This is a genomic window from Yoonia sp. SDW83-1 (assembly GCF_046762885.1).
In the GTDB taxonomy this organism is placed as follows: Bacteria; Pseudomonadota; Alphaproteobacteria; order Rhodobacterales; family Rhodobacteraceae; genus Yoonia.
Map to the genome: position 1 here is coordinate 129,304 of NZ_JBKQXO010000005.1, position 22,909 is coordinate 152,212.

General features: G+C 58.9%; 20 protein-coding genes and 1 tRNA gene. 7 read left to right on the forward strand and 14 right to left on the reverse strand.

The window, feature by feature from the left end:
* Positions 1–46 precede the first annotated feature (46 nt).
* Positions 47–1,315, reverse strand: coding sequence for an ABC transporter substrate-binding protein (locus ACFWW4_RS08255; protein ID WP_411890393.1), 1,269 nt, complete (start codon positions 1,313–1,315; stop codon positions 47–49).
* Between the two features lie 267 nt (positions 1,316–1,582).
* On the opposite strand from ACFWW4_RS08255, the gene ACFWW4_RS08260 reads away from it, so the two are divergent.
* Genes ACFWW4_RS08260 through ACFWW4_RS08270 form a run of 3 tightly spaced genes read left to right on the forward strand, consistent with a single transcriptional unit; the run spans position 1,583 to position 4,919 of the window.
* Complete coding sequence (locus ACFWW4_RS08260) at positions 1,583–2,614, forward strand: substrate-binding domain-containing protein (RefSeq protein ID WP_411890394.1); 1,032 nt, start codon at positions 1,583–1,585, stop codon at positions 2,612–2,614.
* A 2-nt stretch (positions 2,615–2,616) separates the two neighbouring features.
* Positions 2,617–3,939, forward strand: a complete 1,323-nt coding sequence (locus tag ACFWW4_RS08265; RefSeq protein ID WP_411890395.1) for a GH1 family beta-glucosidase — start codon at positions 2,617–2,619, stop codon at positions 3,937–3,939.
* Between the two features lie 8 nt (positions 3,940–3,947).
* Positions 3,948–4,919, forward strand: a complete 972-nt coding sequence (locus tag ACFWW4_RS08270; RefSeq protein WP_411890396.1) for a glucokinase — start codon at positions 3,948–3,950, stop codon at positions 4,917–4,919.
* A 278-nt stretch (positions 4,920–5,197) separates the two neighbouring features.
* Here ACFWW4_RS08270 and ACFWW4_RS08275 read toward each other — a convergent pair whose 3' ends face one another.
* The 3 genes from ACFWW4_RS08275 to guaB form a co-directional block, all read right to left on the reverse strand.
* The gene (locus ACFWW4_RS08275; protein WP_411890540.1) at positions 5,198–7,411 is read right to left on the reverse strand and encodes an ATP-binding protein; all 2,214 of its coding nucleotides are present in this window, start codon (positions 7,409–7,411) and stop codon (positions 5,198–5,200) included.
* A gap of 205 nt (positions 7,412–7,616) precedes the next feature.
* On the reverse strand, positions 7,617–8,780 hold the full coding sequence (locus ACFWW4_RS08280; protein ID WP_411890397.1) for an RsmB/NOP family class I SAM-dependent RNA methyltransferase: 1,164 nt from the start codon (positions 8,778–8,780) through the stop codon (positions 7,617–7,619).
* A 3-nt stretch (positions 8,781–8,783) separates the two neighbouring features.
* A complete protein-coding gene (gene guaB / locus ACFWW4_RS08285) occupies positions 8,784–10,232 on the reverse strand; it encodes an IMP dehydrogenase (protein ID WP_411890398.1) in 1,449 nt (482 codons plus the stop codon).
* 120 nt (positions 10,233–10,352) lie between these two features.
* Between guaB and ACFWW4_RS08290 the strand changes: the two genes are divergently transcribed.
* The 4 genes from ACFWW4_RS08290 (at position 10,353) to ACFWW4_RS08305 (ending at position 13,728) form a co-directional block, all read left to right on the forward strand.
* The gene (locus tag ACFWW4_RS08290; protein WP_411890399.1) at positions 10,353–11,039 is read left to right on the forward strand and encodes a hypothetical protein; all 687 of its coding nucleotides are present in this window, start codon (positions 10,353–10,355) and stop codon (positions 11,037–11,039) included.
* Between the two features lie 105 nt (positions 11,040–11,144).
* Entirely contained in the window at positions 11,145–13,184 is a 2,040-nt protein-coding gene (locus ACFWW4_RS08295) for an ASKHA domain-containing protein (protein ID WP_411890400.1), read from the forward strand.
* Between the two features lie 93 nt (positions 13,185–13,277).
* Positions 13,278–13,351 (forward strand) — tRNA-Gly (locus tag ACFWW4_RS08300).
* Positions 13,352–13,377: 26 nt separating this feature from the next.
* Positions 13,378–13,728, forward strand: a complete 351-nt coding sequence (locus ACFWW4_RS08305; protein WP_411890401.1) for a RidA family protein — start codon at positions 13,378–13,380, stop codon at positions 13,726–13,728.
* Positions 13,729–13,768: 40 nt separating this feature from the next.
* Here ACFWW4_RS08305 and ACFWW4_RS08310 read toward each other — a convergent pair whose 3' ends face one another.
* From ACFWW4_RS08310 to ACFWW4_RS08355, 10 genes are all read right to left on the reverse strand, one after another.
* Complete coding sequence (locus ACFWW4_RS08310; RefSeq protein ID WP_411890402.1) at positions 13,769–14,227, reverse strand: prepilin peptidase; 459 nt, start codon at positions 14,225–14,227, stop codon at positions 13,769–13,771.
* A gap of 55 nt (positions 14,228–14,282) precedes the next feature.
* Positions 14,283–15,881: a glucose-6-phosphate isomerase gene (gene pgi, locus ACFWW4_RS08315; RefSeq protein WP_411890403.1), complete on the reverse strand. Its 1,599-nt coding sequence runs from the start codon at positions 15,879–15,881 to the stop codon at positions 14,283–14,285.
* Between the two features lie 3 nt (positions 15,882–15,884).
* Entirely contained in the window at positions 15,885–16,556 is a 672-nt protein-coding gene (gene pgl / locus ACFWW4_RS08320) for a 6-phosphogluconolactonase (protein ID WP_411890404.1), read from the reverse strand.
* A gap of 91 nt (positions 16,557–16,647) precedes the next feature.
* The gene (gene zwf, locus ACFWW4_RS08325) at positions 16,648–18,102 is read right to left on the reverse strand and encodes a glucose-6-phosphate dehydrogenase (protein ID WP_411890405.1); all 1,455 of its coding nucleotides are present in this window, start codon (positions 18,100–18,102) and stop codon (positions 16,648–16,650) included.
* Between the two features lie 91 nt (positions 18,103–18,193).
* A complete protein-coding gene (locus ACFWW4_RS08330; protein WP_411890406.1) occupies positions 18,194–18,781 on the reverse strand; it encodes an HNH endonuclease in 588 nt (195 codons plus the stop codon).
* A 185-nt stretch (positions 18,782–18,966) separates the two neighbouring features.
* Complete coding sequence (locus ACFWW4_RS08335; RefSeq protein ID WP_411890407.1) at positions 18,967–19,695, reverse strand: GGDEF domain-containing protein; 729 nt, start codon at positions 19,693–19,695, stop codon at positions 18,967–18,969.
* Positions 19,696–19,826: 131 nt separating this feature from the next.
* On the reverse strand, positions 19,827–20,495 hold the full coding sequence (locus ACFWW4_RS08340) for an alpha/beta hydrolase (protein WP_411890408.1): 669 nt from the start codon (positions 20,493–20,495) through the stop codon (positions 19,827–19,829).
* Positions 20,492–21,121, reverse strand: a complete 630-nt coding sequence (locus ACFWW4_RS08345; protein WP_411890409.1) for a DNA-3-methyladenine glycosylase family protein — start codon at positions 21,119–21,121, stop codon at positions 20,492–20,494. The genes ACFWW4_RS08340 and ACFWW4_RS08345 overlap by 4 nt, the downstream gene beginning before the upstream one ends.
* A complete protein-coding gene (locus ACFWW4_RS08350) occupies positions 21,118–21,840 on the reverse strand; it encodes a cobalt-precorrin-6A reductase (protein WP_411890410.1) in 723 nt (240 codons plus the stop codon). Before ACFWW4_RS08350 ends, ACFWW4_RS08345 begins: the two co-directional genes overlap by 4 nt.
* The gene (locus ACFWW4_RS08355; RefSeq protein WP_411890411.1) at positions 21,837–22,886 is read right to left on the reverse strand and encodes a cobalt-precorrin-5B (C(1))-methyltransferase; all 1,050 of its coding nucleotides are present in this window, start codon (positions 22,884–22,886) and stop codon (positions 21,837–21,839) included. The genes ACFWW4_RS08350 and ACFWW4_RS08355 overlap by 4 nt, the downstream gene beginning before the upstream one ends.
* Positions 22,887–22,909: the final 23 nt, after the last annotated feature.

The following is a 22,909-nucleotide window of genomic DNA, read 5'->3' on the forward strand; positions in this document are numbered from 1 at the left end:
ACGGCCCGGTGGCCGGACCGTCCCAATGCTTTGAAGCCCGTCAGGCTTACTTCAGCGAGTCCCAGGATGACTGGATGGCCGATGCCACCTCGCCCGCATCCTTACCGCCAGCATAGTCGACCATGCCGGTCCAGAACGACCCAGCACCAACACCACCGGGCATCAGGTCAGATGCGTCAAAGCGGAACGTTGTCGCGCCCAGCAGGATCTCGTTCATCTTACCGAGTGTCGGATCGCTGAATGCAGCCAGATCAACACCAGTATGCGGTGTCAGGAAACCACCCAGACCCATCCAGATCTCGTGCGCTTCGGGTGTCTGCAGGAACGCGATCAGCTCATGTGCTGCTTCGTTCTCGTTGGTGATGGCCCAAAGTGTGCCAGCCCCCAGAACGGGAGACCCCAGATCCTTTTCGGCATAAGCCGGAAAGTAGAAGAAATCGACATCCTCGCCCACTTCAGTTCCTTCAGGAAAGAAGGCCGGAATGAACGATGCCTGCCGGTGCATGTAGCACTGCGGGGGTGAGGCGAACATACCCTTGGGGCTGTCGCGGAAGTCGGTTGTCGCGACTGCGCCGGCACCACCGGCGACATAGTCGTCATTGCGGGCGAATGCACCGAACTCTTCGATGGCGGCTACGACTTCTGGCGCGTCAAACGGCATCTCGTTGCTGACCCATGCGTCATACACCTCGGGCGGCTGCGTGCGCAGCATCATGTCTTCGACCCAGTCGGTCGCTGGCCAACCCGTTGCACCGCCAGAGCCCAGACCGATGCACCACGGCGTCTCGCCGTCTGCTACGATCTGATCCGTCAACGCCTTCAATTCTTCCATGGTTTCAGGCACTTCGTACCCTGCATCCTCGAAATTCTCGGGGATGTACCAGACAAGTGACTTCACATCGACCTTGTAGAAGAAGCCGTACAGCCCGTCTTCGCCGTTGTCGTTGGCATAGGTGCCCAGATCAACCCAGGACTGACCAGCGGCATAGTTTTCACGCAGCCAGTCGTCCGTGCCATCGCGCAGCGGTGTCAAGAAACCGCGGCTGGCCATGTCGGACGCCAGACCGGGCTGCGGAAAGACAGACACGTTGGGGGCAGACCCCGCCTCGGCATCGATCAGGATCTGCTGCTCGAAGCTGTCTGAACCAGTGTAGCGCACGTCGTGACCAGACGCTTCGGCGAACGCCGCAAGCACCTTTTCGACATTTTCCTGGTCGGGGCCCAGCCAAGGGCCAAAAACAGTGATCTGCTCGGCCTGAACGGCACCTGCAGTCAGGGCAACCGCTGCCACACCGGCATACAGTTTCGTTTTCATTGAATGTCCTCCCAATCGCGCGTCATTGCGCGTGACTTACGTTTGCATGTTACCATGCTTTGGCTTTCCTGCAGCAATTTGGAATCATAGCCAAAGCGCTTTGGATGCCCTACCCTCATCCAAGTTGACCCTACTGTCAACCGGCCAAAGCGCTCGAAAAAAATACTTGGAATCCGGAGGCATCGCCGATACTGAAACGATTACGGAGATTTTTCTGACGGCCCCTTTCGGCCGTCATAATTGAAAGCGCTTTGGCGAAAAACCGGTATGAACCTCAAAGAACTCTCACAGAATCTGGGACTTAGCCAAACCACGGTCAGCCGCGCATTGAACGGCTACCCGGAGGTGAGTGCCGCCACACGCGCCCGGGTCGAGGAAGCAGCAAAGGCCTTCAACTACCGCCCCAGCACCCGCGCCAAGGGTTTGGCCACCGGCAAGGCGCTTGCCATCGGCCATGTCATCCCGATGTCCACCAAGCATGAGATGGTAAACCCGATCTTCGGCGATTTCATCGCTGGCGCAGGCGAAACATATGCGCGCCACGGCTATGAAATGATCCTGTCGATTGTGGCCGACGAGGACGAACACCAGATATATCGCGGCCTTAAATCGCGGCGGGCTGTCGATGGCGTGATCGTGCATGGCCCGCGCATGAACGATCCGCGCATCCCGCTGTTGCAGGAATTAGGCTTGCCCTTCGCCGTCCACGGTCGCGCCACGGGGTGCGAAACCCCCTATGCATGGCTCGACGTCAACAATCGCAGTGCCTTTGAGCGGGCCACCCGGTTTCTTTTTGATCTGGGGCACCGACGGATTGCCCTGATCAACGGTCTGGAAGTCATGGATTTTGCACATAGACGCCGCGCAGGGTACGAAGTTGCCCTGCGTGCGCACAACGTCGCAGTAGACCCTGCACTGATGCGTTCTGGCGAAATGACCGAGGTTTTTGGCTACCAATCCACCAGTGATATGCTGCAGGAAACAAACGCACCAACGGCGATCCTTGCCTCATCACTGATTAGCGCGCTGGGGGCGCGGCGCGCGGTCGAAGAACAGGGGCTGACCATCGGGCGTGATGTATCAATCATCACCCATGACGATGCCCTGTCTTATCTGCAGAATGGCGGGGACGTTCCGATTTTCACCGCAACCCGGTCATCGGTGCGCGAGGCAGGCAGGCAATTGGCGCATATATTGCTCGACATCATTGCCAACCCCGGCGGCACACCAAAGGCGACCCTGCTCGAGGCTGAACTGATGGTGGGCGGCTCGACCGGCCCGGCCCCCCGAAAGGACTGATTATGGACTTCAAACGTTCCGATTTCCCCGAAGGTTTCACTTTCGGGGCCGCGACCGCCGCATACCAGATCGAAGGCCACAAATTCGGCGGGGCCGGATCAACTCACTGGGATACGTTTGCCGCAACGCCCGGCAATGTCGTGCGCGCAGAAGATGGCGCGCTGGCTTGCGACCACTACCATCGCTACCCCGAAGACCTTGATCTGCTGAAAGATGCCGGGCTCGACGCCTACCGGTTTTCGACCTCCTGGGCCCGGGTCATGCCGGACGGGCGAACACCCAATGCCGAAGGGCTTGATTTCTACGACAGGCTGGTCGATGCGATGCTTGAACGGGGTCTGAAGCCATTTCAGACACTCTATCACTGGGAACTGCCTTCAACACTGGCGGATAAGGGCGGATGGGCGAACCGCGATACCTGCGAATTTTTTGGCGACTTTACTGATGTAATCACCGACAAGATCGGCGACCGGGTCGCGGCCATTGCCACGATCAACGAACCGTGGTGCGTGGCCTTTGTGTCGCATTTTCTTGGCCACCACGCGCCAGGTCTGCGCGACCTCCGCGCCACAGCGCGGGCCATGCATCACATCATGCTGGCCCACGGTACGGCCTTGGAACGGTTGCGCGCCAAGGGGATGCAAAACTGCGGCATCGTGCTGAACTTCGATCACACTACCCCCGCCGATGATACGCCAGAAGCGGCAGCCGCCGCCAACCTACAAGACGCCATCTTCAACCGCTGGTTCATCGAAGCCGCCACCAAGGGGACCTACCCCAAAGAGGTGCTGGCCGGTTTCGAACCCCACATGCCCACTGGCTGGCAGGACGACATGGAACTGATCAGCCAACCAATGGACTGGCTCGGCGTCAACTATTACACCCGGCATCGTGTCCTGCACGATCCAGACAGCGCCTGGCCACATCTCACATCAGTTGAGGGCGACCTGCCCACCACGCAGATGGGTTGGGAAATCTACCCGGACGGCCTGCACCATTTCCTGACGCGATTGTCGCGCGACTATGTGGGCGACCTGCCGCTTTACGTGACAGAGAACGGAATGGCCTGGGACGACACCGTTGAAAACGGTGCCGTCTACGACCCCGAGCGGACATCCTTCGTCTCGGACCACATGCTGGCAACCAAACGTGCTATCGCTGACGGCGCCAACGTGCAGGGCTTTTTCTACTGGTCACTTCTGGACAACTACGAATGGGCCTTCGGGTATGAGAAACGCTTTGGGATCGTGCATGTGGATTTCGAGACCTTGAAGCGGACACCCAAAGCGTCCTATCACGCGCTCAAAGCCGCCATCGCGCGTTAAGGATCACCATGAGCCATCCCGACAACACCTATTCGCTGGTCGCCGATATTGGCGGCACCAATACACGCGTCGCGCTGGCTGACGGGCGCCGCATTGTCGACGGCACCGTGCGCCGCTACAGCAACAGCGATTTTCCGGGGCTTGAATCCGTCCTGAAACGCTACATCGCTGACGAGGACGGCGTTGATCCTATCGCCGCTTGTGTGGCCGTGGCCGGCCCTGTGCGTGACGGACGAGCGGCGATGACCAACCTTGACTGGACCATCGACAAGGAGACGCTTGGCCGTGCGACACGTGCCGAAACGGTCGCCATCCTAAATGATCTGCAGGCGCAGGGCCATGCGCTCGACCATTTGGACCCCGCCAATATCCGCAGCATCCTGACTGGGCCAGAGCCGAAAAACAATGCCGCTAAACTGGTGGTCGGCGTCGGCACTGGGTTTAACGCGGCACCGGTGTTCGATCTTGAAAGCGGGCGCATGGTGCCCCCGTCCGAATGTGGCCACGCCAACCTGCCCATCCGCAACGAGATGGAGCTGCGGCTGTGCCAGTTCGTTTCGACAGCGCACGGGTTCCCGGCGGTCGAAGATGTGCTTTCGGGGCGCGGTCTGGAACGGGTCTATGCGTTTCTCGGCAACGAGGCGGACGATCCACGCGAACGCGCGGCCAAAGATATCATGACCGCCTGCGCCGATGGCAATGATGAACGCGCGGTCGAGGCTGCGCGCCTGTTCACCCGTATTCTCGGCACGGTTTGTGGCAACCTGTCCTTGATTCAACTGCCCTTTGGGGGTGTCTATCTGGTCGGCGGCGTCGCCCGTGCCTTTGCACCGCATCTGTCAACATTCGGCTTTGGCGAGGCCTTCCGCGACAAAGGGCGGTTTGCGGGCTTCATGAGCAACTTCGCCGTGCACGTGATCGAAGACGATTACGCCGCCCTGACCGGATCAGCGGCACATCTGGTCGCCCTTTCTAATTAAGAAAAACGGCTGGCCGAAACCAATCTGACAGCTTGGCGTCAACCGGCGGTGAGCAGCGCGGATCAACACTGCCACGTCAGAAACGACGCATGACGATCACCATTCATCAATCGCAGGGGCAAATCTGCGCCCACTATCTCGATTGTCTTACCGGAGGTGCAGACGGGTTCAGCATACGAACGCGATTGTCTATCTTACTGCTTCATCGTCCCTGGCCGCTCCAAAAAAGACCGCATCACTCTATCTTCGGTTCACCCGCAAACTAGACGACAAAGCCGCTACGCCGTCATCCGGCGGTCCTGCAATTGACCCTGCACTGTCTGAGTTAGCGCATTCAGCGAAAATGGCTTGGGCAAAAAGACTGAATTCGGTATCCGCGACTGATCATCGCCAAAAGCATCCTCGGCATAGCCCGAAACGAACACCACCTTCGTATCGGGTCGGTCAACCAATGCTTCGCGCACCCAGGTGGGCCCGTCCATGCCAGGCATGATCACATCCGTTACAAAAATGTCGACGCCCAGTTCAGTGTCGTTGAGCATCTCCAGTGCCGCCTCTGCACAATCGGCCTCCAGAACCGTGTAACCTCGCAGACGCAAGGCACGTGACGCAAAGGCCCGCACCGGCGCTTCATCTTCCACTAAAAGAACAACGCCCTCGGCTTCGGTGTTGATCGGTTGGGGTGCAGATGTGGCCACCTCAAGCGGTTCTGCAACAGGCAGATCATAGCTGGGGAAAAGCAAGGAAAACTGCGTCCCCTTGTCCACTTCGCTTTCGGCAAAGATGTAACCGCCGGTCTGTTTCACGATCCCGTACGCCGTCGAAAGCCCCAGGCCGGTCCCCTCACCGACACGCTTGGTCGTATAGAAGGGTTCAAAGATTTTTGGCAGTTTTTCCGCTGGAATCCCATGACCTTCATCAATGACCTTCACCACAACATATTCGCCCGGCGGCACGATGGCCCGATCCTTGACCATCTGAGTCTTTAGCGACAGGTTTTCAGTCACCACCCTGATTTCACCACCTTTGGGCATGGCATCGCGCGCATTGACCACCAGGTTCATCAGAACCTGTTCCAACTGGCGGCGGTCGGCTTTGATCTGGGCCAGTGCCGGGTCATGGTTCAGCAGCAACGTGACTTTTTCACCCACCAATCGGTTCAGCAGATGGGTCAGGTCAGACAGCGTATCGCGCAAATCGATGATCTCGGGCTGCAGGTTCTGCTTGCGGGAAAACGCAAGCAACTGGCCCACAAGACTGGCTGCCCGATTGGCGTTTTGATGGATCTGGATCAGATCGCCATAGTTCTGGTCGCCCTCGTCATGGCGCAGCAACAACAAATCACAGTGCCCGGAAATTGCCGTCAGCAGGTTGTTGAAATCATGTGCCACGCCCCCGGCCAGTTGACCGATGGCCTGCATCTTCTGGCTTTGCACAAATTGTGCTTCGAGCGTCTTGAGCTCAGTCACATCGTTCAGCACGGCAATGAGGTGGGTATCCGCGGTCTCACCTGAGATATTCAGCGTGACCTGCACAAACGTATCCTGGTTTTCACTGCGCCCGCGCAGAAATTGTGAGACGTTGCCGCCGCGCCCTTCAGCGGCTTCGCGCAGCCAATCATTGATCGGGCGCCCCAGCCCGTCCAACACGTCAGCCATGCGTTTACCCGCTGTGTCTTGCAGATTCAGCAATTGCCGCGCCTCGCGGTTGGAGGCCAGAATTTCACCATCCGGTGAAATCTTCATCAAAGGAACCGGCAGATCCTCGATCGCGTCCCAGCCAGCATTGAATTTTCTGGGGGCCGTCGTGCCGGTATCGGGCAGCAGATAGATATCACACTCACCGCCACGCCCCGTGACTTCTGCCACAACCGCCGTTGTCCGGTTTCCGGTCGTCTTGATTTTGTGGACCTGACCGGCACGGACCGGCAGATCTTCGATAACATCTGACAGCGTCTTGGGCCGTCCTCCCAAAAGGCGGCGCGCGGCGTCGTTGATCTGTGCAACCGTCCCCGTCGCGCTGATTTGCAGATGTGGCAGGTTGATATTTGCAGTGCCCAAGGGCGCGTATCTTGTATCTTCCAGATCATCGAGCCGCCACAACATGGCGCCGTCGCCAATGGCCGAAACGCTCAGCCGGAAATGACCGCTGCGGGTCACGATATCCTCTTTGCTGTGGCCTCCTGCGGCAACACGCTCCTTCACGCGCTGCATCAAACCATCTGGCTGGGCCATCAATGTGCCAAGAACCTGGCGCATCGACTGACCAATTGTCTGGCCAAATCGCGCGTGCGATGGGCCGTTCGCACCCTGAACGATGCATGCCGCATCGGTCACGAAGGCACTGTCAGCATCCTTTGCGATCAGCAGAGTCGCAGCGGCTGTCAGATCCTCATTCAAGCGTCCCAAAACGAGATATCGCGCGGCCAGCAGCAGGGCTAGCAACAGCGAGATGCCGCCCGCAATCAGCAGGCCATATCGCAGTGCGATCATTGGCACCAATGCGGCAGCAATAAAACACGTCACCGCGAACAGCAGTAACACTGCGGAAATCGGCAAGCGCCGCAGCCTTGCACCTGGCGGGATCTCAATCAACTGGTCAGATGGCACACACGAACCTCAATCACGCATTTGTTTTAGACTTATCGCATCAAGGATTAATCAATCCTTAAGCAGCATAGCGCAATCGGAAACGCAATCACAGGTTGTTATTGTCGCGGGTCAAACAACACAGGAAAAAACCGTCCCAATCATCACAGGGCATCAGTTGTTCACGGCATAAAACACGCCATTCGCGCCGTGCTTTCAAAAACTTGTCGATGATCGCATCGTTTTCTTGCCGCAGGACTGAACAGGTCGCATAAGCCAACAGGCCATCCGGCCGGGTCAGATCTGCCGCTGAAAGGATAACTTCGGTCTGCATATCCTGATACCGCGCCAGATCATCCTCTGAAAATCGCCATTTTGCGTCCGGCGTCCGGCGCCAAGTCCCGCTGCCACTGCAAGGCGCATCGCAAAACACCACGTCGAAGGGCGCCGCGCTAGCCAGTGCCGCTGTAGTGCGGGTTTCAATCCGCACGCCCGCACGGTCTGCACGAACCGGCAGGTCTTTCATCCGGTCCGGCGCAATGTCATGGGCCACAACCTGACAATCATACATGTCAGCCAAGGCCAGCGCCTTGCCCCCACCGCCAGCGCAGTAATCCAGCACCCGCGCATCAGCGGGCACCGGTACTCGTGCCACCGCATGCTGGGACGACGCATCCTGCAATTCGACATAGCCGTTCAGATACGCCTGCGACATCTTGATGCGACGGGGGTTTTCAATGACGCGCAAGGCGGTTTGAACCGATCCATGCGGAACGGCCAGTATCCCGTCATCAGCAAGCATCCTGATGGCGCTCTTCCGATCACCGCGTCGCGTATTGACCCGCAGGAAGACCGCTGCGCGCGCCTGCTGGGCATGTGCAGCGGCTTCAGCCTGATCACCCAAACTTTCCTGCCATAGCGGCCAAAGCCAATCAGGCAGGTCACACAACGCCGACGGGTCGGTCACGGCAGCCGCAGACCGTTCGGCATCGGTCAATGGCGCGGGTGCGTGACCTTCGCCGTTACACAGCGCGTCAATGTCCAAACCATCACGCAATACCATCGCAGCCATCAGCGCACGACCGTCCCCGTCGCCAAGCGACCGTCGCGCACGCAAAGCATCAAACACATGATCCCTGACAGCCGCGCGATCCTTGGACCCGGCATAACGACTGTTGCGTGCCCATGCGGTCAGGGCGCGTTCTGCGGGGATCCCGCCGCGCACCTGATTCAGTATCTCAATGGCCGCTGCAACGCGTGCGCCGGGGGTCATTATTCAGCCAACCCGATAATTTGGGCTTTCGCGGGTGATCTGCACGTCATGCACATGGCTTTCTTTCAGACCAGCACCTGTGATCTTCACGAAATGGCAATTCCGGCGCATTTCGTCGATCGTCGCATTGCCGGTATATCCCATTGCTGCACGCAGGCCCCCAACCAACTGGTGAACAACGGCATGCGCTGACCCCTTATAGGGCACCTGCCCCTCGATCCCCTCGGGGACCAGTTTGTCACTGGCGGCCTCTTTCTGGAAATACCGATCAGCAGAGCCGCTGGCCATTGCCCCAAGGCTGCCCATACCGCGATAGGATTTGAACGAGCGTCCCTGATACAAGATGACCTCGCCCGGGCTTTCATCGGTCCCGGCAATCATCGATCCAACCATGGCGCAGGATGCACCGGCGGCAATCGCCTTGGCAAAATCACCGGAAAACTTGATGCCGCCGTCAGCAATCACCGGCACGTCGCCGGCGCCTTCGGCACAATCCATAATCGCAGTTAGTTGCGGCACACCGACACCTGCGACCATACGGGTCGTGCAGATTGATCCGGGCCCGATCCCAACCTTCACGGCATCTGCACCCGCGCCGATCAGCGCTTTCGCGGCCGCCCCAGTGGCAATATTGCCGGCTACGATCTGCACCTCATTCGACAACATCTTGGCGCGTTCAACCGCCTTGGCCACACCTTCCGAATGACCATGGGCCGTGTCGATTACAATCATATCCACACCCGCATCCACCAGCGCTTCGGCCCTCTCAAATCCGGCATCGCCAACGCCAGAGGCCGCAGCGACGCGCAGTCGACCTAGATGATCCTTGCAGGCAATCGGGTTCAGAACGGCCTGCTCACTGTCTTTCAAGGTCAGCAAACCCGTCAACTTGCCCTGCCCGTCCGTGATCAACAGCTTTTCAATCCGGCGCGCCTGCATCAGTGACCGGGCCTCATCCAGATCAGCAGGCTCGGTCAGAACAGCCAAGTTTTCGGATGTCATCATGACACTGACAGGGGTCTCATCATCGGTGGCAAAACGCATGTCGCGGTTGGTGACAATGCCAACGACCTTGCCGCCTTCGCCGACCACAGGAAAACCAGTGATGCGATAACGCTCCATCAGTTCCTTGGCATCGGCCAGGGTCTGATCAGGGCGCAGGGTCACAGGGTTGTAGACAGTCCCCGACACAAACCGTTTCACCCGGCGAATTTCCTTGGCCTGCGCTTCGATACTCAGGTTCTTGTGGACAACACCAATACCGCCGGCCTGCGCCATGGCAATGGCCATGCGGCCTTCGGTCACCGTGTCCATGGCGCTGGACAAAAGCGGGATATTCATCGTGATGGATTTGGTGACACGGGTGCGGGTATCTGCGGTGGATGGCAGGACACTCGACGCCCCCGGCACCAGCAGAACATCATCAAAGGTAAGTGCCTCGCGAATTTCCATCAACCGTCTCCTTGGGTGGCATCGTTGGCACGTCCCTATTGCATGGAACGCACCTGTCGGAAAGAGCAAACTCACCCGAATGTGGGTTGCTGCCGCCCGGCCCCCACGACAGAGTGCGGCATGACCCTGAAAGAGCCTCAGCAGATTGCGCCACAGCGCTACGGCGCGATCCGATTGATCCTGCGCCTTGGCGTGATCTTCGGGATTGTCCTGCTCGCCAAACTCGGCATGGATGCGCTGTCGGCAAAGGTGGCACAACTGGAAAGCGACAGCGCCAAAGGGGCGATGATCGGGCTGATCATACTGGTCCTGATCGGATACACGCTGATGCTGGCCATCCCGTTCCTGCCGGGGGTCGAAATCGGGATCGCGGTCTTGCTGATCCAGGGGGCAAGTGCCGCACCTTATGTGTATCTGGCAACCCTGACAGGGCTGTCGCTGGCCTTTCTCTTTGGTCAGTTCGTCCCGCTTGACCGGCTCAGCCGGTTCTGCGCGGATCTTTATATGTTCCGGGTCTGCGCCTTGCTGCACACAATCAAGACGACACCGCTCGACCAGCGGCTGACCAAGCTGAACGACCGGTTGCCGCGCTGGCTGGCACCGATCCTGATTAACTATCGCTATGTGACGTTAGGGGCACTGATCAATCTGCCCGGCAACATCGCGCTGGGCGGCGGCGGCGGCATTATGATAGCTGCCGGGCTGAGCCGACTGTTCCGAACCCACCACACCATCATCGCCATCGCCATCTTTACCCTGCCCGTCCCGCTGGCGGTCTGGATCATGGGAACAGATATCCTGCGGTAGGGTCATGACCCTTAGTGGCCGTTTTCATATTTATTATGACGGGTTCGGGACTTCCCCCACCGGCATCACACGATATGTATGGGCCAACAACAAACAGGCGTATCCATGTCCAGTGACCCTCTTGTGATCTTCACCCCCTCTGGCAAGCGGGGCCATTTCCCGGTCGGCACCCCGGTTCTGACGGCCGCACGGCAATTGAGGGTCGATCTCGATTCGGTCTGCGGCGGGCGGGGGATCTGCTCCAAATGCCAGATCACGCCGTCCTACGGAGAATTTCCCAAACACGGGGTCAGCGTCGCCGACGACGCCCTATCGGAATGGAACGCAGTCGAGGCGCGATACGACGAAAAACGCGGCCTGAAACAAGGACGGCGGCTTGGCTGTCAGGCCACGATCCAAAGCGATGTCATCATCGACGTGCCCGCGGAAAGCCAGGTCCACAAACAGGTCGTACGCAAACGGGCCGAAGCGCGCGAGATCATCATGAACCCCTCCACCCGGCTTTATTACGTCGAGGTCGAGGAACCGGATATGCACGACCCCTCCGGCGATCTGGAACGACTTGTTGCCGCACTCCGCCGCGACTGGGACCTGCCAGAGCTTGAGGCCGATCTTGGCGTGCTGAAGACCCTGCAGCCAGCCCTGCGCAAAGGCGAATGGAAGGTCACTGTCGCCGTGCATCTGGGCGACGCGGTCTTCAGCCCGCGGATCATGGAAATCTGGTCCGGTTTCTACGACGGTACCATCTACGGGCTGGCGGTCGATCTTGGGTCAACCACCATCGCGGCGCACCTCTGTGATCTGCATTCCGGTCAGGTCGTGGCGTCATCCGGCATCATGAATCCGCAGATCCGGTTCGGCGAAGACCTGATGAGCCGGGTCAGCTATTCCATGATGAACCCCGGCGGGGCCGAGGAAATGACCCGCGCGGTGCGCGAAGGAATGAACGCACTCTTTGTGCAGATCGCGACCGAAGCCGGGATCGACCGCAAACTGATCGTCGACGCGGTCTTTGTCTGTAACCCGGTCATGCATCACCTTTTCCTGGGCATCGACGCCTACGAGCTGGGGCAGGCCCCGTTCGCCCTTGCCACGTCAGAGGCGATATCGCTCCGCGCTGTCGAACTCGAACTCAACCTGCACCCTGCCGCCCGCGTCTATATCCTGCCGTGCATTGCCGGGCATGTGGGTGCCGATGCCGCCGCTGTCGCCCTGTCAGAAGCCCCTGACAAATCCGAAGATCTTGTGCTTGTCGTCGATGTGGGCACCAATGCCGAAATCATCCTTGGCAATAAGAACAAGGTGCTTGCCTGTTCCTCCCCCACCGGCCCGGCCTTCGAAGGGGCGCAGATCAGCAGCGGACAGCGGGCGGCGCCCGGCGCCATCGAACATGTGCAAATCAACCCGGTCACAAAACTGCCACGGTTTCAGGTCATCGGCAGTGAATTGTGGTCCGACGAACCGGGGTTCGACACGGCCATCGCGCAAACCGGCGTCACCGGCATCTGCGGATCCGGCATCATCGAGGTGATCGCCGAAATGCGCCTTGCCGGCATCGTCGACGGGCCCGGGCTGATCGGCACCGCCGAACAGACCGGATCGCCCAATTGCTTCCCGGACGGACGCACCAACAGCTACCTGCTTTATGACGGCAGCGAAAATGGCGGACCAAAAATCACCGTCACCAACACCGACATCCGGCAAATCCAGATGGCCAAGGCGGCACTTTATTCCGGCGCACGGCTGTTGATGGACAAGTTCGGCGTGGACAAGGTCGACCGGATCGTCCTCGCCGGGGCGTTCGGGGCGCATATCAGCCCGAAACACGCGATGATCCTGGGCATGATCCCCGACGCACCACTGGATAAAGTCACCAGTGCAGGCAACGCGGCAGGTACCGGGGCACGCATCGCTCTGCTCAATACCGACGCCCGGCGCGAGATCGAAGATGTGGTGCACAAGATCCACAAAATCGAAACCGCGATCGAACCGCGCTTTCAGGAACACTTCGTCAACGCGTCCGCCATCCCCAACGCGGTCGAACCCTTCCCGATCCTGAAGAGTATCGTAGATATACCGACCGTGAACCACAACTCAGGCAATAGCGAACGCCAAGGGCGACGGCGGCGGGCGCGGACATCATGATGCGGGGTTGTCCCCGCCTGTCAGTTTGCCCTCCCAGTGTACACAAAACATACGTTGACGATGGCCGCGCCGGGGCGTATCCAGATCCCCGCTGCGGGTATGGTGAAAAGGTATCACGAAAGCTTCCCAAGCTTCAGTTACGGGTTCGATTCCCGTTACCCGCTCCATGACTTTCAACCAGATGAGGTCCAAAATGCCGGATATCACACGCAAACATGTCGGTCCGCGGATGAGCCAGCTGGTCATCCACAACAGCGTGGCCTATCTGGCTGGTCAGGTGGGCACGCCGAGTGCGTCGATCACCCAGCAGACGAATGACATCTTAGGGCAGATCGATACACTTCTGGCCGAGGCAGGCACAGACAAATCCAACCTGCTGACAGCGCAAATCTGGCTTTCCGACATTGCCAGCCAATTCGAAGAAATGAATGCCGCATGGGAAGCCTGGGTTCCCGAAGGCGCTGCACCAGCCCGCTGGACCGGTGAGGCCAAACTGGCAACACCCGATTTTCATGTAGAGATCATCGTGACTGCGGCGATCTAAAGTGAAGATGGGTTCAAACCCATCTTACGATAAATCACTATCAGAACACAAAAATGATGCCGAGGCCCGTCATGGCTAATGGCACACTCATTGGTGTGCTTCGTCCACGCAGGACATGCCAGTCGCTTTCGTCATTACCAATGAACCTTCGCATTTGAATCACAACAAATCCGGTCAGGAAAAACGAACCGACAAAAATTGCCATTGCGGTCAGCACCTCTGACATCGGGACAAACAGCGCTAGACCGCTCATCAATTTGACAGCACCGGCGCCAAACCCCACAAGGGCAAATAAAAGCAGACCGACAGCAAAAACGGCCACCGCCAGCAACAATTGCCAGATCAGGGCTGATCGATCCTCGACCGTCACAGCAACGACAATAAACAAGACAAACGGCACTAATGTCAGCCAATTCGGAATTTTGCCCGACCTGAACTCAAACACCATCGCAACGATCAGGACAAGTCCGATCAGGTAGAGTGCGTATTGCGCGATCATTCCGCTCATTTCCTCTTTGGACGCCCCGCGCCCTTATGGCAAAGCCACCGGTGGATTACACCCCGTTCCTCTGCAAAAACCCGACAAGTGCGGCAGTTGAGCCATCCTTACCCTCAACCCCCGACTTTCCCTCGACCACAGGCTGCAGGGCGGTGGCCAGTTCCTTGCCTAACTCGACACCCCATTGATCAAATGAGTTGATCCCCAAAACCGCCCCTTCGACGAAAACCCGATGTTCATAGAGCGCGATAATCTGACCCAACACAAACGGTGTTAGTTGGGGGTAGGCAATTGTCACCGTTGGACGATTGCCGGGAAAGACGCGGTGCTTGGCCTGGCGTTCCAGTTCAGCCCCCTCAAACCGGTCTGCCACTTTTGCGCGTGCCTCATCCAGTGTCCGCCCGCGCATCAGCGCCTCTGACTGGGCCAGACAATTGGCCACCAGCAACTGGTGCTGATGGTGCAGATCATCCTCATGACCCCGCGCAGCCACCAGAAATTCACAAGGGATCACGCGGGTGCCCTGATGGATCAGCTGATAGAACGCATGTTGCCCGTTCGTCCCCGGTTCACCCCAGACAACAGGACCGGACGGAACCTCCAAATCGGCGCCATCCATGCTGACACCCTTGCCGTTGCTTTCCATCTCCAATTGTTGAAGATAGGCTGGTAAGCGACTGAGAAGATTATCATAAGGCAACACAGCCCGGGTGGCATAACCACAAACCTGATTGTGCCAGATCCCCACCAGCGCCAACAGCGCAGGCAGGTTTTCATGCCACGCGGCCGCGCAGAAATGCGTGTCCATCGTCTGCCCGCCGCGCAGAAACGCCTTGAACGCCTGTGGTCCGATGGCAATCATCAGCGACAGACCGATCGGGCCCCAGACCGAATACCGCCCACCGACCCAATCCTCGAACCCGAACACACGGGACGGATCGATCCCGAAATCCGCGGTCTTGTCCTCTGCCGTCGACAAGGCAGCGAACTGCGCACCTGTATCGCTCACGCTTTCACCCATCCAGGCCTGCGCAGTGCGGGCATTGGTCATGGTCTCGATTGTGGTGAACGTCTTGGAGGCGACAATCACCAGCGTCGTCGCCGGATCACATTGGCGCAACACACCGGCAATATCCGCCGGGTCCACGTTGCTCACGAAATGACAGCGCGGGCCGTCGTGATAGGGCGCCAGCGCCTTGACCGCCATCGCAGGCCCAAGGTCGGAACCGCCAATCCCGATATTCACCACATCGGTAATCTTGCCGCCCTGCCCCTTGAGGCGGCCCTCACGAATATCTGTGGCGAAATCCTCCATCCGGGCCAGCGTCTCCAGAACACCCGGCATGATGTCCTTGCCATCCACCAAAACCGGATCGCCATCCAGATTGCGCAAGGCCGTATGCAGCACGGCCCGGCCTTCGGTTTCATTGATCGGCTTGCCGGTGAACATTGCCTCGCGCTTGGCAGCAACGCCTGCCCGCTCCAGCAGATCGATCAGCAGCGCACGCCCCTCTGCGTCGATGTTGGTCTTGGCATAATCCAGCAGCATATCGCCCGCCTGCGCCGAAAAACCGGCAGCGCGATCCGCGTCCACAAGGGTTTCAAACCGGCGGTCGGCAACCTTGGCATGATGGGCACGCAGCAGGTCCCACATGGCTTAGCTCTCCGCCCAATGCACGGTCGTGCCTGGCAAGATGGCGGCGACCGGCGCCTCTTCGGGGGGTAAATGGCGGGCACGTTCCAGCGCAGCACGCTTTTCGCCACCGACAATGACCATGTGACGGCTCATCGCGCTTTTCAGAACCTTGGCCGACAGGGTGATGCGCGGCTCCGGCGCACTGGGTGCACGCATCGCGACCAAATGATAATCACCATGCAACGCGCGATCCAGCTGGTCCGCCCCGGGAAAGATCGACGCGGTGTGCATATCCGCCCCCATCCCAAGCAACATCACGGAAATCGGCAATTCCGGTTCCAGCGATTTTGCCAGATCATCCAGTTTCTCTTCCGGCGTCTCGGCCTCGGCATAAAGCGGGACGTAAACCGCAGCCGCCGCCTTTTCGATCAGCAGACGCTCGCGCAGCAACCGTGTGTTTGACCGCTCTGACGTTTCTGGCACCCAGCGTTCATCGGTCAGCATCACATGCACGCGCGACCAGTCGAGATCGACAGCGCAAAGGCTGTCAAAGATCGGGCCGGGGGTCGTACCACCCGGCACGGCAAAGGACGCATGTTCATGGACCAGCAGACAATTCTTCAGCTCACTGGCCAGCGTATCGGCCAGATCCATCATCATCATCTCCGCGTCCGGATATTCGACTACCTTCATCGCCTTCGCCCCCATGGTGATGTGTCAGACGTTTTGATCAAGTGTATACACGCCCGATATACGCCATCTGTACGTGTTCTGCAGACCGGCGTCAGCCCTTGATTTCGCGCCATTTGCGGCCATCGCGATGCATCAGCATCATCGCATCCTCTGGCCCTGCCGACCCCGCGTCGTAATGCTTGGGCACGTCATTGCGCGCCTCCCAGCCTTCGATCAGTGGATCGGTCCAGGCCCATGCGGCCTCGACCTCATCGCCGCGCATGAACAGGGTCTGGTTGCCGCGGATCACGTCCATGATCAGACGCTCATAGGCGTCGGTCACCTCGTGTTCTTCATCACCCAACGCCTCGGCAAAGGTCATGTCCAGCGGCACATCGATCAGCCGCATGCCACCGGGACCCGGTTCCTTGATGGTGACCTGCAAATCCATACCTTCATTCGGCTGCAACCGTATCGACAGGATATTGCGATGGCGGGCCTCGTCACCTTCAAAAATCGAATGGCCGAGATCCTTGAAGACAACGGCAATTTCCGATGACCGCGCCTTCATCCGCTTACCCGTACGCATGTAGAACGGCACGCCGGCCCACCGCCAATTGGCAATGTGACAGCGCATCGCGATAAAGCTTTCAGTAAAGCTGCGCGGATTTTCAGCATCCGCACGATAGCTGGGTCCATCCGGCCCGGCATCATACTGGCCGCGCACAATGTGATGATAATCTATAGGCTGCAATGCCCTGATAACCTTCAACTTTTCATCGCGAACTTCATCTGCTCCGAACTGGCTGGGTGGCTCCATAGCGATCAGGCACAATAGCTGCATAAGGTGGTTCTGCACCATATCGCGCATCGCACCAGATTTATCATAATATGCCCCGCGCCCGCCAACACCGACGGTTTCGGCAACCGTGATCTGGATGTGATCGACATAGTGGTTATTCCAAAGCGGCTCGAACAACACATTGCCGAAGCGGACCGCCATCAGGTTCTGAACCGTCTCTTTGCCCAGATAATGATCGATCCGGTAAATCTGGCTTTCGTCGAAATGTGTGGCCAGCGTTGCGTTTAATGCGCGGGCACTGTCCAGATCACGGCCAAACGGTTTTTCCACCACGATCCGGCTGCTTGCATTCGCGATCTTGTTGGTATGCAGCCGTTCTGCCAGATCACCAAACAAGGAAGGTGCTACGGAAAAGTAAAAGGCCTGCACAACATCCTGACGCACGATTTCGGCCAGCTTGGCCCACCCACCTTCGCCCTTGGCGTCAATCGCGACATATTCGATACATTCAAGAAAGGCCTCTAACCCCTTCTTATTACGATATTCTTCGCCGCCAAACTCGGCCACGGCATCATCGATCATCTCGCGATAGGCAGCGTCATCCAATTCAGACCGGGCCGCCCCGATAATCCGGGATCCTGCAGGCATCTGGCCAGCCAGAAAACGACGAAACAGGCCGGGCAGAATCTTACGGCGGGCCAGATCGCCGGTCCCCCCGAATATGACCAGATCAAAGGTTTCCACCGGAATGACGCGAGAGACCATGGCTTACTCCGCTTTCTAAGCTGGTTTGCGTTAGCGCTAACGCAGTGTTCCTAGCGCGGACGTCAAGGCAAGTCTAGCGTAAGAACGCGACCTATGCTTCCAGCTCTGCATCCCAGTAAAGGAAATCGACCCAGCTATCGTGCAAATGGTTTGGCGGGAACTTGCGTCCAACATTGTGCAACTGCTCCGCCGCAGGCCGACGGGGTGGCTTGCGCAGACTCATCCCGCATTGCTTCAACGACCGCGACCCTTTGCGCAGATTGCATGGGCTACAGGCCGCCACCACGTTTTCCCAGCTTGTCACGCCGCCGCTGGCGCGCGGCACGACATGATCAAAGGTCAATTCACCTTTGGCCCCGCAATACTGACAACAAAACTCGTCGCGTAAAAACAGGTTGAACCGGGTGAACGCCACCTGCTTTTGCGGTTTGACATAGTCTTTCAACACGACAACTGACGGGATGCGCAGGGTTGTCGACGGACTGCGCACGACCTCATCATATTCGCTAACGATATCGACACGGTCCAGCCAGGCAGCCTTGACCGCCTCCTGCCAGGGCCAAAGGGACAAGGGATAGTAGGACAATGGGCGATAATCGGCGTTCAACACCAATGCCGGATAGTGTCTGAGCACGCCCGGCGCGCGCACAAAATCTGTCCTAAATTCCGTCTGCGTCATGTCTTACATCCCAAACCGTCAGGCTGCGGAACGGGAACCTGCCCGTTTATCCCGTGGCCTCGTTAAGGTGGACTATATATCGCGTCAGAAATGTGACAAGCCCCACAATGTGCGGCAAAAATTGCGGGAATTTGCCGACCTCAGATCAACCAAGACGCGGCGGGACCAACGAGCCAATTCAGCCGTCAGGCCACCAGTGGCAGTTCGTCAATCACGACACAGGCCCGCCCTTTCAGCTTGGCGCGATCCAGGGCTGTATCAGCATCACGCAGCAGCCGCTCCAGCGGGGTGCGCCCATCTGCCAGCACAGCCCCGACCGAGGTGGTTAACCGCAGCTTTCCGTTCGGCGTGACAATGATCATTCCCTCGCATAACCGCTGCGAAATCTCATGTGCTTGTTCCACAGTTGCCCCAGGCAGATAGATCGCGAATGAGGCGCCATCCAGCCGCCCAACCACATCCGACTGGCGGGTCACTTCGCGAAACCGCTGCGCCAGCGCCATCAGGCACAAATCACCCGCACGGCGTCCACGCCGATGATTGATCGCTTTGAAATCATCCACATCCACCAGCAGGAGCGCGCCCGCCTGTGGCAAAACGCGCTGGGCGCGGCGTAAAAAATCCGGTCGGTTGGACAGGGCCGTGATCGGATCAAGATCCGATAGGGTTTTGACACGCGTCTGCGCACGGCCCAGACAAGACAACGCCCAGAACAGTGCCGCGCCCAATGGCGCGCCAACGACCAGAGTATAGATCACATGAGTCTGAATTACCGCTGGCACGGCCAGTTCAGCACCCGGAAATGGCAGCACACCCAACGCCAGGACGACCAGTAGCAGCAAGATCAGCCGCAGACCCCAGCCTGCAAAATCCTTCGGGATCAGAATCTGAGATGCTCGTGGAAAATCGGTCACCGGATCACACCATTGCTAAAACTGAACTCAACTTTGATATGAAGGCGCAGCAATGACCAAAGCGTTAACGCGGCGTGCGATGCGCTGAAAACCGCACAAAATGCCGTTACGTCAAGTTACGATGCCACGGATCAGGACATGCCCAACCGGTCTCGCATAAAGGCCAGCGCGACAGACAGCCCATCCGGTGCTATGCCATGGCCTGTCCCCTTCATGATATGGGCATAGACCTCTGTCCAACCGGCACCTTGCAGCGCCTCGGCTGCCTGGGGTAGCGATTGGGGGGGTACCACATCATCCTGATCACCGTGGATCAGCAAAACCGGCGGGCGGCTGACCACCTCATCGACCAGTAATTCCGGCTCAAGCAGACGTCCGGAAAAGGCGACGATCCCGGCAACCGGGTCCTCGCGGCGCGGGACCACATGCAGCGCCATCATCGTGCCTTGGGAAAAACCCAGAACGACCACCTGCTCAGGCAGCAGGTCTTCATCCACCATGACACCGGTCAGAAACGCATCCAGATCAGCCGCCGCCCGGTCCAGCCCTTGACGCGATTCCTCTTCGCTGGATCCGTCAATCCACGGGATCGGAAACCACTGAAACCCCATTGGCGCACCCGCACAGGCCTCTGGCGCATCAGGTGCAACAAACAACGTATCGGGCATATGTTCGCCCAACGGGTCGGCCAGCCCGATCAAATCCGCCGCATTGGCCCCGTAACCATGCAGAAAGATCACGCAGGACCGGGTCTCGCCCGATACCGGTTCGCGCCGCTGCGCCTCTAACGCTCGTGTCATCTGATGCCTTCCCGCTGTTTGTTCTGCTTGTAGTAGGCCCACATGATGCGCGCCGCAACCGACCGCCAAGGTGACCACACGGCCGCCATTTCGCGAAAGGCACGGTCCTTGGGGCGTTCGGGCAGTTCAAAAATCAGCCTGGCCGCCTCCTGCAGCGCGAGATCGCCGGGCGCAAAAACATCGGCACGGCCCAGCGAAAACATCGCATATATCTCGGCGGTCCAGACACCAATGCCCGGCACAGCTGTCAGCGTCGTTATTACGTCCACCGCAGGCATCTGACGCAATGCGTCAAAGTCGATCTCGGCTGCAGCCAAAGCCTGCGCATAACGCACTTTCTGACGGCTCAATCCCAAAGCCTTCAGATCGTCCTCAGAGGCGGCACTGACGGCCTGCGGCTCTGTCATCCCAGCCTGCACCAATCGGCCCCAGATGGCATTGGCCGAGGCAACGCTGACCTGCTGGCTAACGATGGCGCTCAACAACTCGGCAAAGCCGTCCGGTTTCAGGCGCAATGGCAAAGGCGGCAGGTCCTTCATGGCATAGGCAAAGCGCGGCTCTTGTTCGCAAAGCCACGCGGCCCCCTCCGCAATGCATGCATGGCCTTTGATGACCCGTTCTTTCACAAGCGACGCACCCAATCCAACGCAGCGTCAACGGTATCAACAATCGGCCAGTCGCCCTGCGGCGGACGCGCGATCATCAGCACCGGAATACCCAATTGACGGGCTGCCGTCAGCTTGGTCCGGCTAGCAGCCCCGCCTGCGTTTTTGACAACCAGCCAATCCACCTTCAGCCGGGAAAACAATGCGATCTCATCCTCAACCGAAAATGGGGGGCGCCCGACCAGAAATTCGCCACCTTCAAACGGAAACGGCGCCTCCGGCGGATCAATCTGGCGGCAGATCACACGACGCCCAACGAGGTTGGCAAACCCTTCGAGCGTCTGACGCCCCGTTCCTAAAAACACGGTCGTCCCTTGCGGAATATGGGCCGCCGCATCCTCTTCCCGCGCGATCTCGGTCCACTTGTCCCCCGGCTCTGGCTTCCAACCCGGGCGCAAGAACTGCAGAAAGGGTAAATCAAGTTTGGCACAAACCCGGGCAGTCCGGACAGTAATCCGGTGCGCATAAGGATGGGTGGCATCCAGCACCGCTGTAATGCCATTCTCGGTTAAAAACTGACGAAACCCCGCCTCGCCACCAAACCCGCCGGACCGAGTGGGTACTGGCAAGGGCGCCGGGTCACGGGTCGCGCCAGCCAACGATGCAATGACATCGACCCCATTTAACCCTTCGGCAATCCGCCGGGCATCCCCTGAACCTGCTAACAACAAAAGCGTCACACCCCGTCCCTCGCAATAATCCCCCCGGCGCGATCAATGACCACAATATCAAACCGCATCCCACCACCGCCAAAGCGGTTCTCCACAACCCTCAAAGCTTCTCGCGCAACGGCCTCAGCCAAAGGCGCGCCCGCTATCTCATAGGCCTCCAATGCGGTATTTGCATCAGCCACTTCCGGCACACCTGCAAGCTTCGCCAGTGCGGCAAAATCCACCTGACTGCGGCCTGAATGCAGATCCATTGCCCCCTGCGCCAGTTTGGTCATCTTGCCGATCCCGCCGCCGATCGTCACGCGCAGCACCGGGTGTTTCTCCAGATACTTCAGCATTCCTCCCGCAAAATCCCCCATATCCAGCATGGCATGATCCGGCAGATTATACAGCGCCTGCACCACCTTCTCAGACGTCGCACCAGTGCATCCCGCCACATGGGTCAGCCCATCAGCGCGGGCCACGTCAATACCGCGATGGATCGAGGCAATCCAAGCCGCACAACTGAATGGCCGGACCACGCCCGTCGTCCCGAGGATTGAAATACCACCTTCGATACCCAATCGAGGGTTCCAGGTCTTCAGCGCCAACTCCTGACCGCCTGGCACAGATATCTCTATCTTCACATCTGACGTCTGGCCAAACTGCGCCGCAACCTCGTCCACCACGCCTTGCATCATCTGACGCGGCACCGGGTTGATCGCCGGCTCACCGACACCAATCGGCAGCCCGGCTTTGGTGACCGTGCCAACGCCATCACCTGCCACATAGACCACGCCGCCCTCAGAACGCGAGACCTTCACCACAATCAGGGCCCCGTGGGTCACATCCGGATCATCGCCCGCATCCTTGGTAATCCCGACTTGTGCCCAACCCTGACCGGCCTCCGCCAGCGCCAATGAAAAAACAGGTGTCTCGCCCTTTGGCAGCACGATCCCCACCTCATCCGGGAACGCGCCACTCCACAAACGTATCAACGCGGCCTTTGCCGCCGCGGTCGCACATGCGCCCGTGGTCCAGCCTCGGCGCAATTCCCCTGTTGGTTTCCTACTCATCGGCGCGACTATAGGCCGGTGCC

Coding starts and splice junctions, on each gene's coding strand:
- ACFWW4_RS08295 (WP_411890400.1), top strand. CDS start 11,145: ATGTCCAGTGACCCTCTTGTGATCTTCACCCCCTCTGGCAAGCGGGGC.
- ACFWW4_RS08355 (WP_411890411.1), bottom strand. CDS start 22,886: ATGAGTAGGAAACCAACAGGGGAATTGCGCCGAGGCTGGACCACGGGC.
- guaB (WP_411890398.1), bottom strand. CDS start 10,232: ATGGAAATTCGCGAGGCACTTACCTTTGATGATGTTCTGCTGGTGCCG.
- ACFWW4_RS08255 (WP_411890393.1), bottom strand. CDS start 1,315: ATGAAAACGAAACTGTATGCCGGTGTGGCAGCGGTTGCCCTGACTGCA.
- ACFWW4_RS08305 (WP_411890401.1), top strand. CDS start 13,378: ATGCCGGATATCACACGCAAACATGTCGGTCCGCGGATGAGCCAGCTG.
- ACFWW4_RS08270 (WP_411890396.1), top strand. CDS start 3,948: ATGAGCCATCCCGACAACACCTATTCGCTGGTCGCCGATATTGGCGGC.
- pgi (WP_411890403.1), bottom strand. CDS start 15,881: ATGTGGGACCTGCTGCGTGCCCATCATGCCAAGGTTGCCGACCGCCGG.
- ACFWW4_RS08265 (WP_411890395.1), top strand. CDS start 2,617: ATGGACTTCAAACGTTCCGATTTCCCCGAAGGTTTCACTTTCGGGGCC.
- ACFWW4_RS08260 (WP_411890394.1), top strand. CDS start 1,583: ATGAACCTCAAAGAACTCTCACAGAATCTGGGACTTAGCCAAACCACG.
- pgl (WP_411890404.1), bottom strand. CDS start 16,556: ATGAAGGTAGTCGAATATCCGGACGCGGAGATGATGATGATGGATCTG.
- zwf (WP_411890405.1), bottom strand. CDS start 18,102: ATGGTCTCTCGCGTCATTCCGGTGGAAACCTTTGATCTGGTCATATTC.
- ACFWW4_RS08330 (WP_411890406.1), bottom strand. CDS start 18,781: ATGACGCAGACGGAATTTAGGACAGATTTTGTGCGCGCGCCGGGCGTG.
- ACFWW4_RS08340 (WP_411890408.1), bottom strand. CDS start 20,495: ATGACACGAGCGTTAGAGGCGCAGCGGCGCGAACCGGTATCGGGCGAG.
- ACFWW4_RS08280 (WP_411890397.1), bottom strand. CDS start 8,780: ATGACCCCCGGCGCACGCGTTGCAGCGGCCATTGAGATACTGAATCAG.
- ACFWW4_RS08275 (WP_411890540.1), bottom strand. CDS start 7,411: ATGATCGCACTGCGATATGGCCTGCTGATTGCGGGCGGCATCTCGCTG.
- ACFWW4_RS08310 (WP_411890402.1), bottom strand. CDS start 14,227: ATGATCGCGCAATACGCACTCTACCTGATCGGACTTGTCCTGATCGTT.
- ACFWW4_RS08290 (WP_411890399.1), top strand. CDS start 10,353: ATGACCCTGAAAGAGCCTCAGCAGATTGCGCCACAGCGCTACGGCGCG.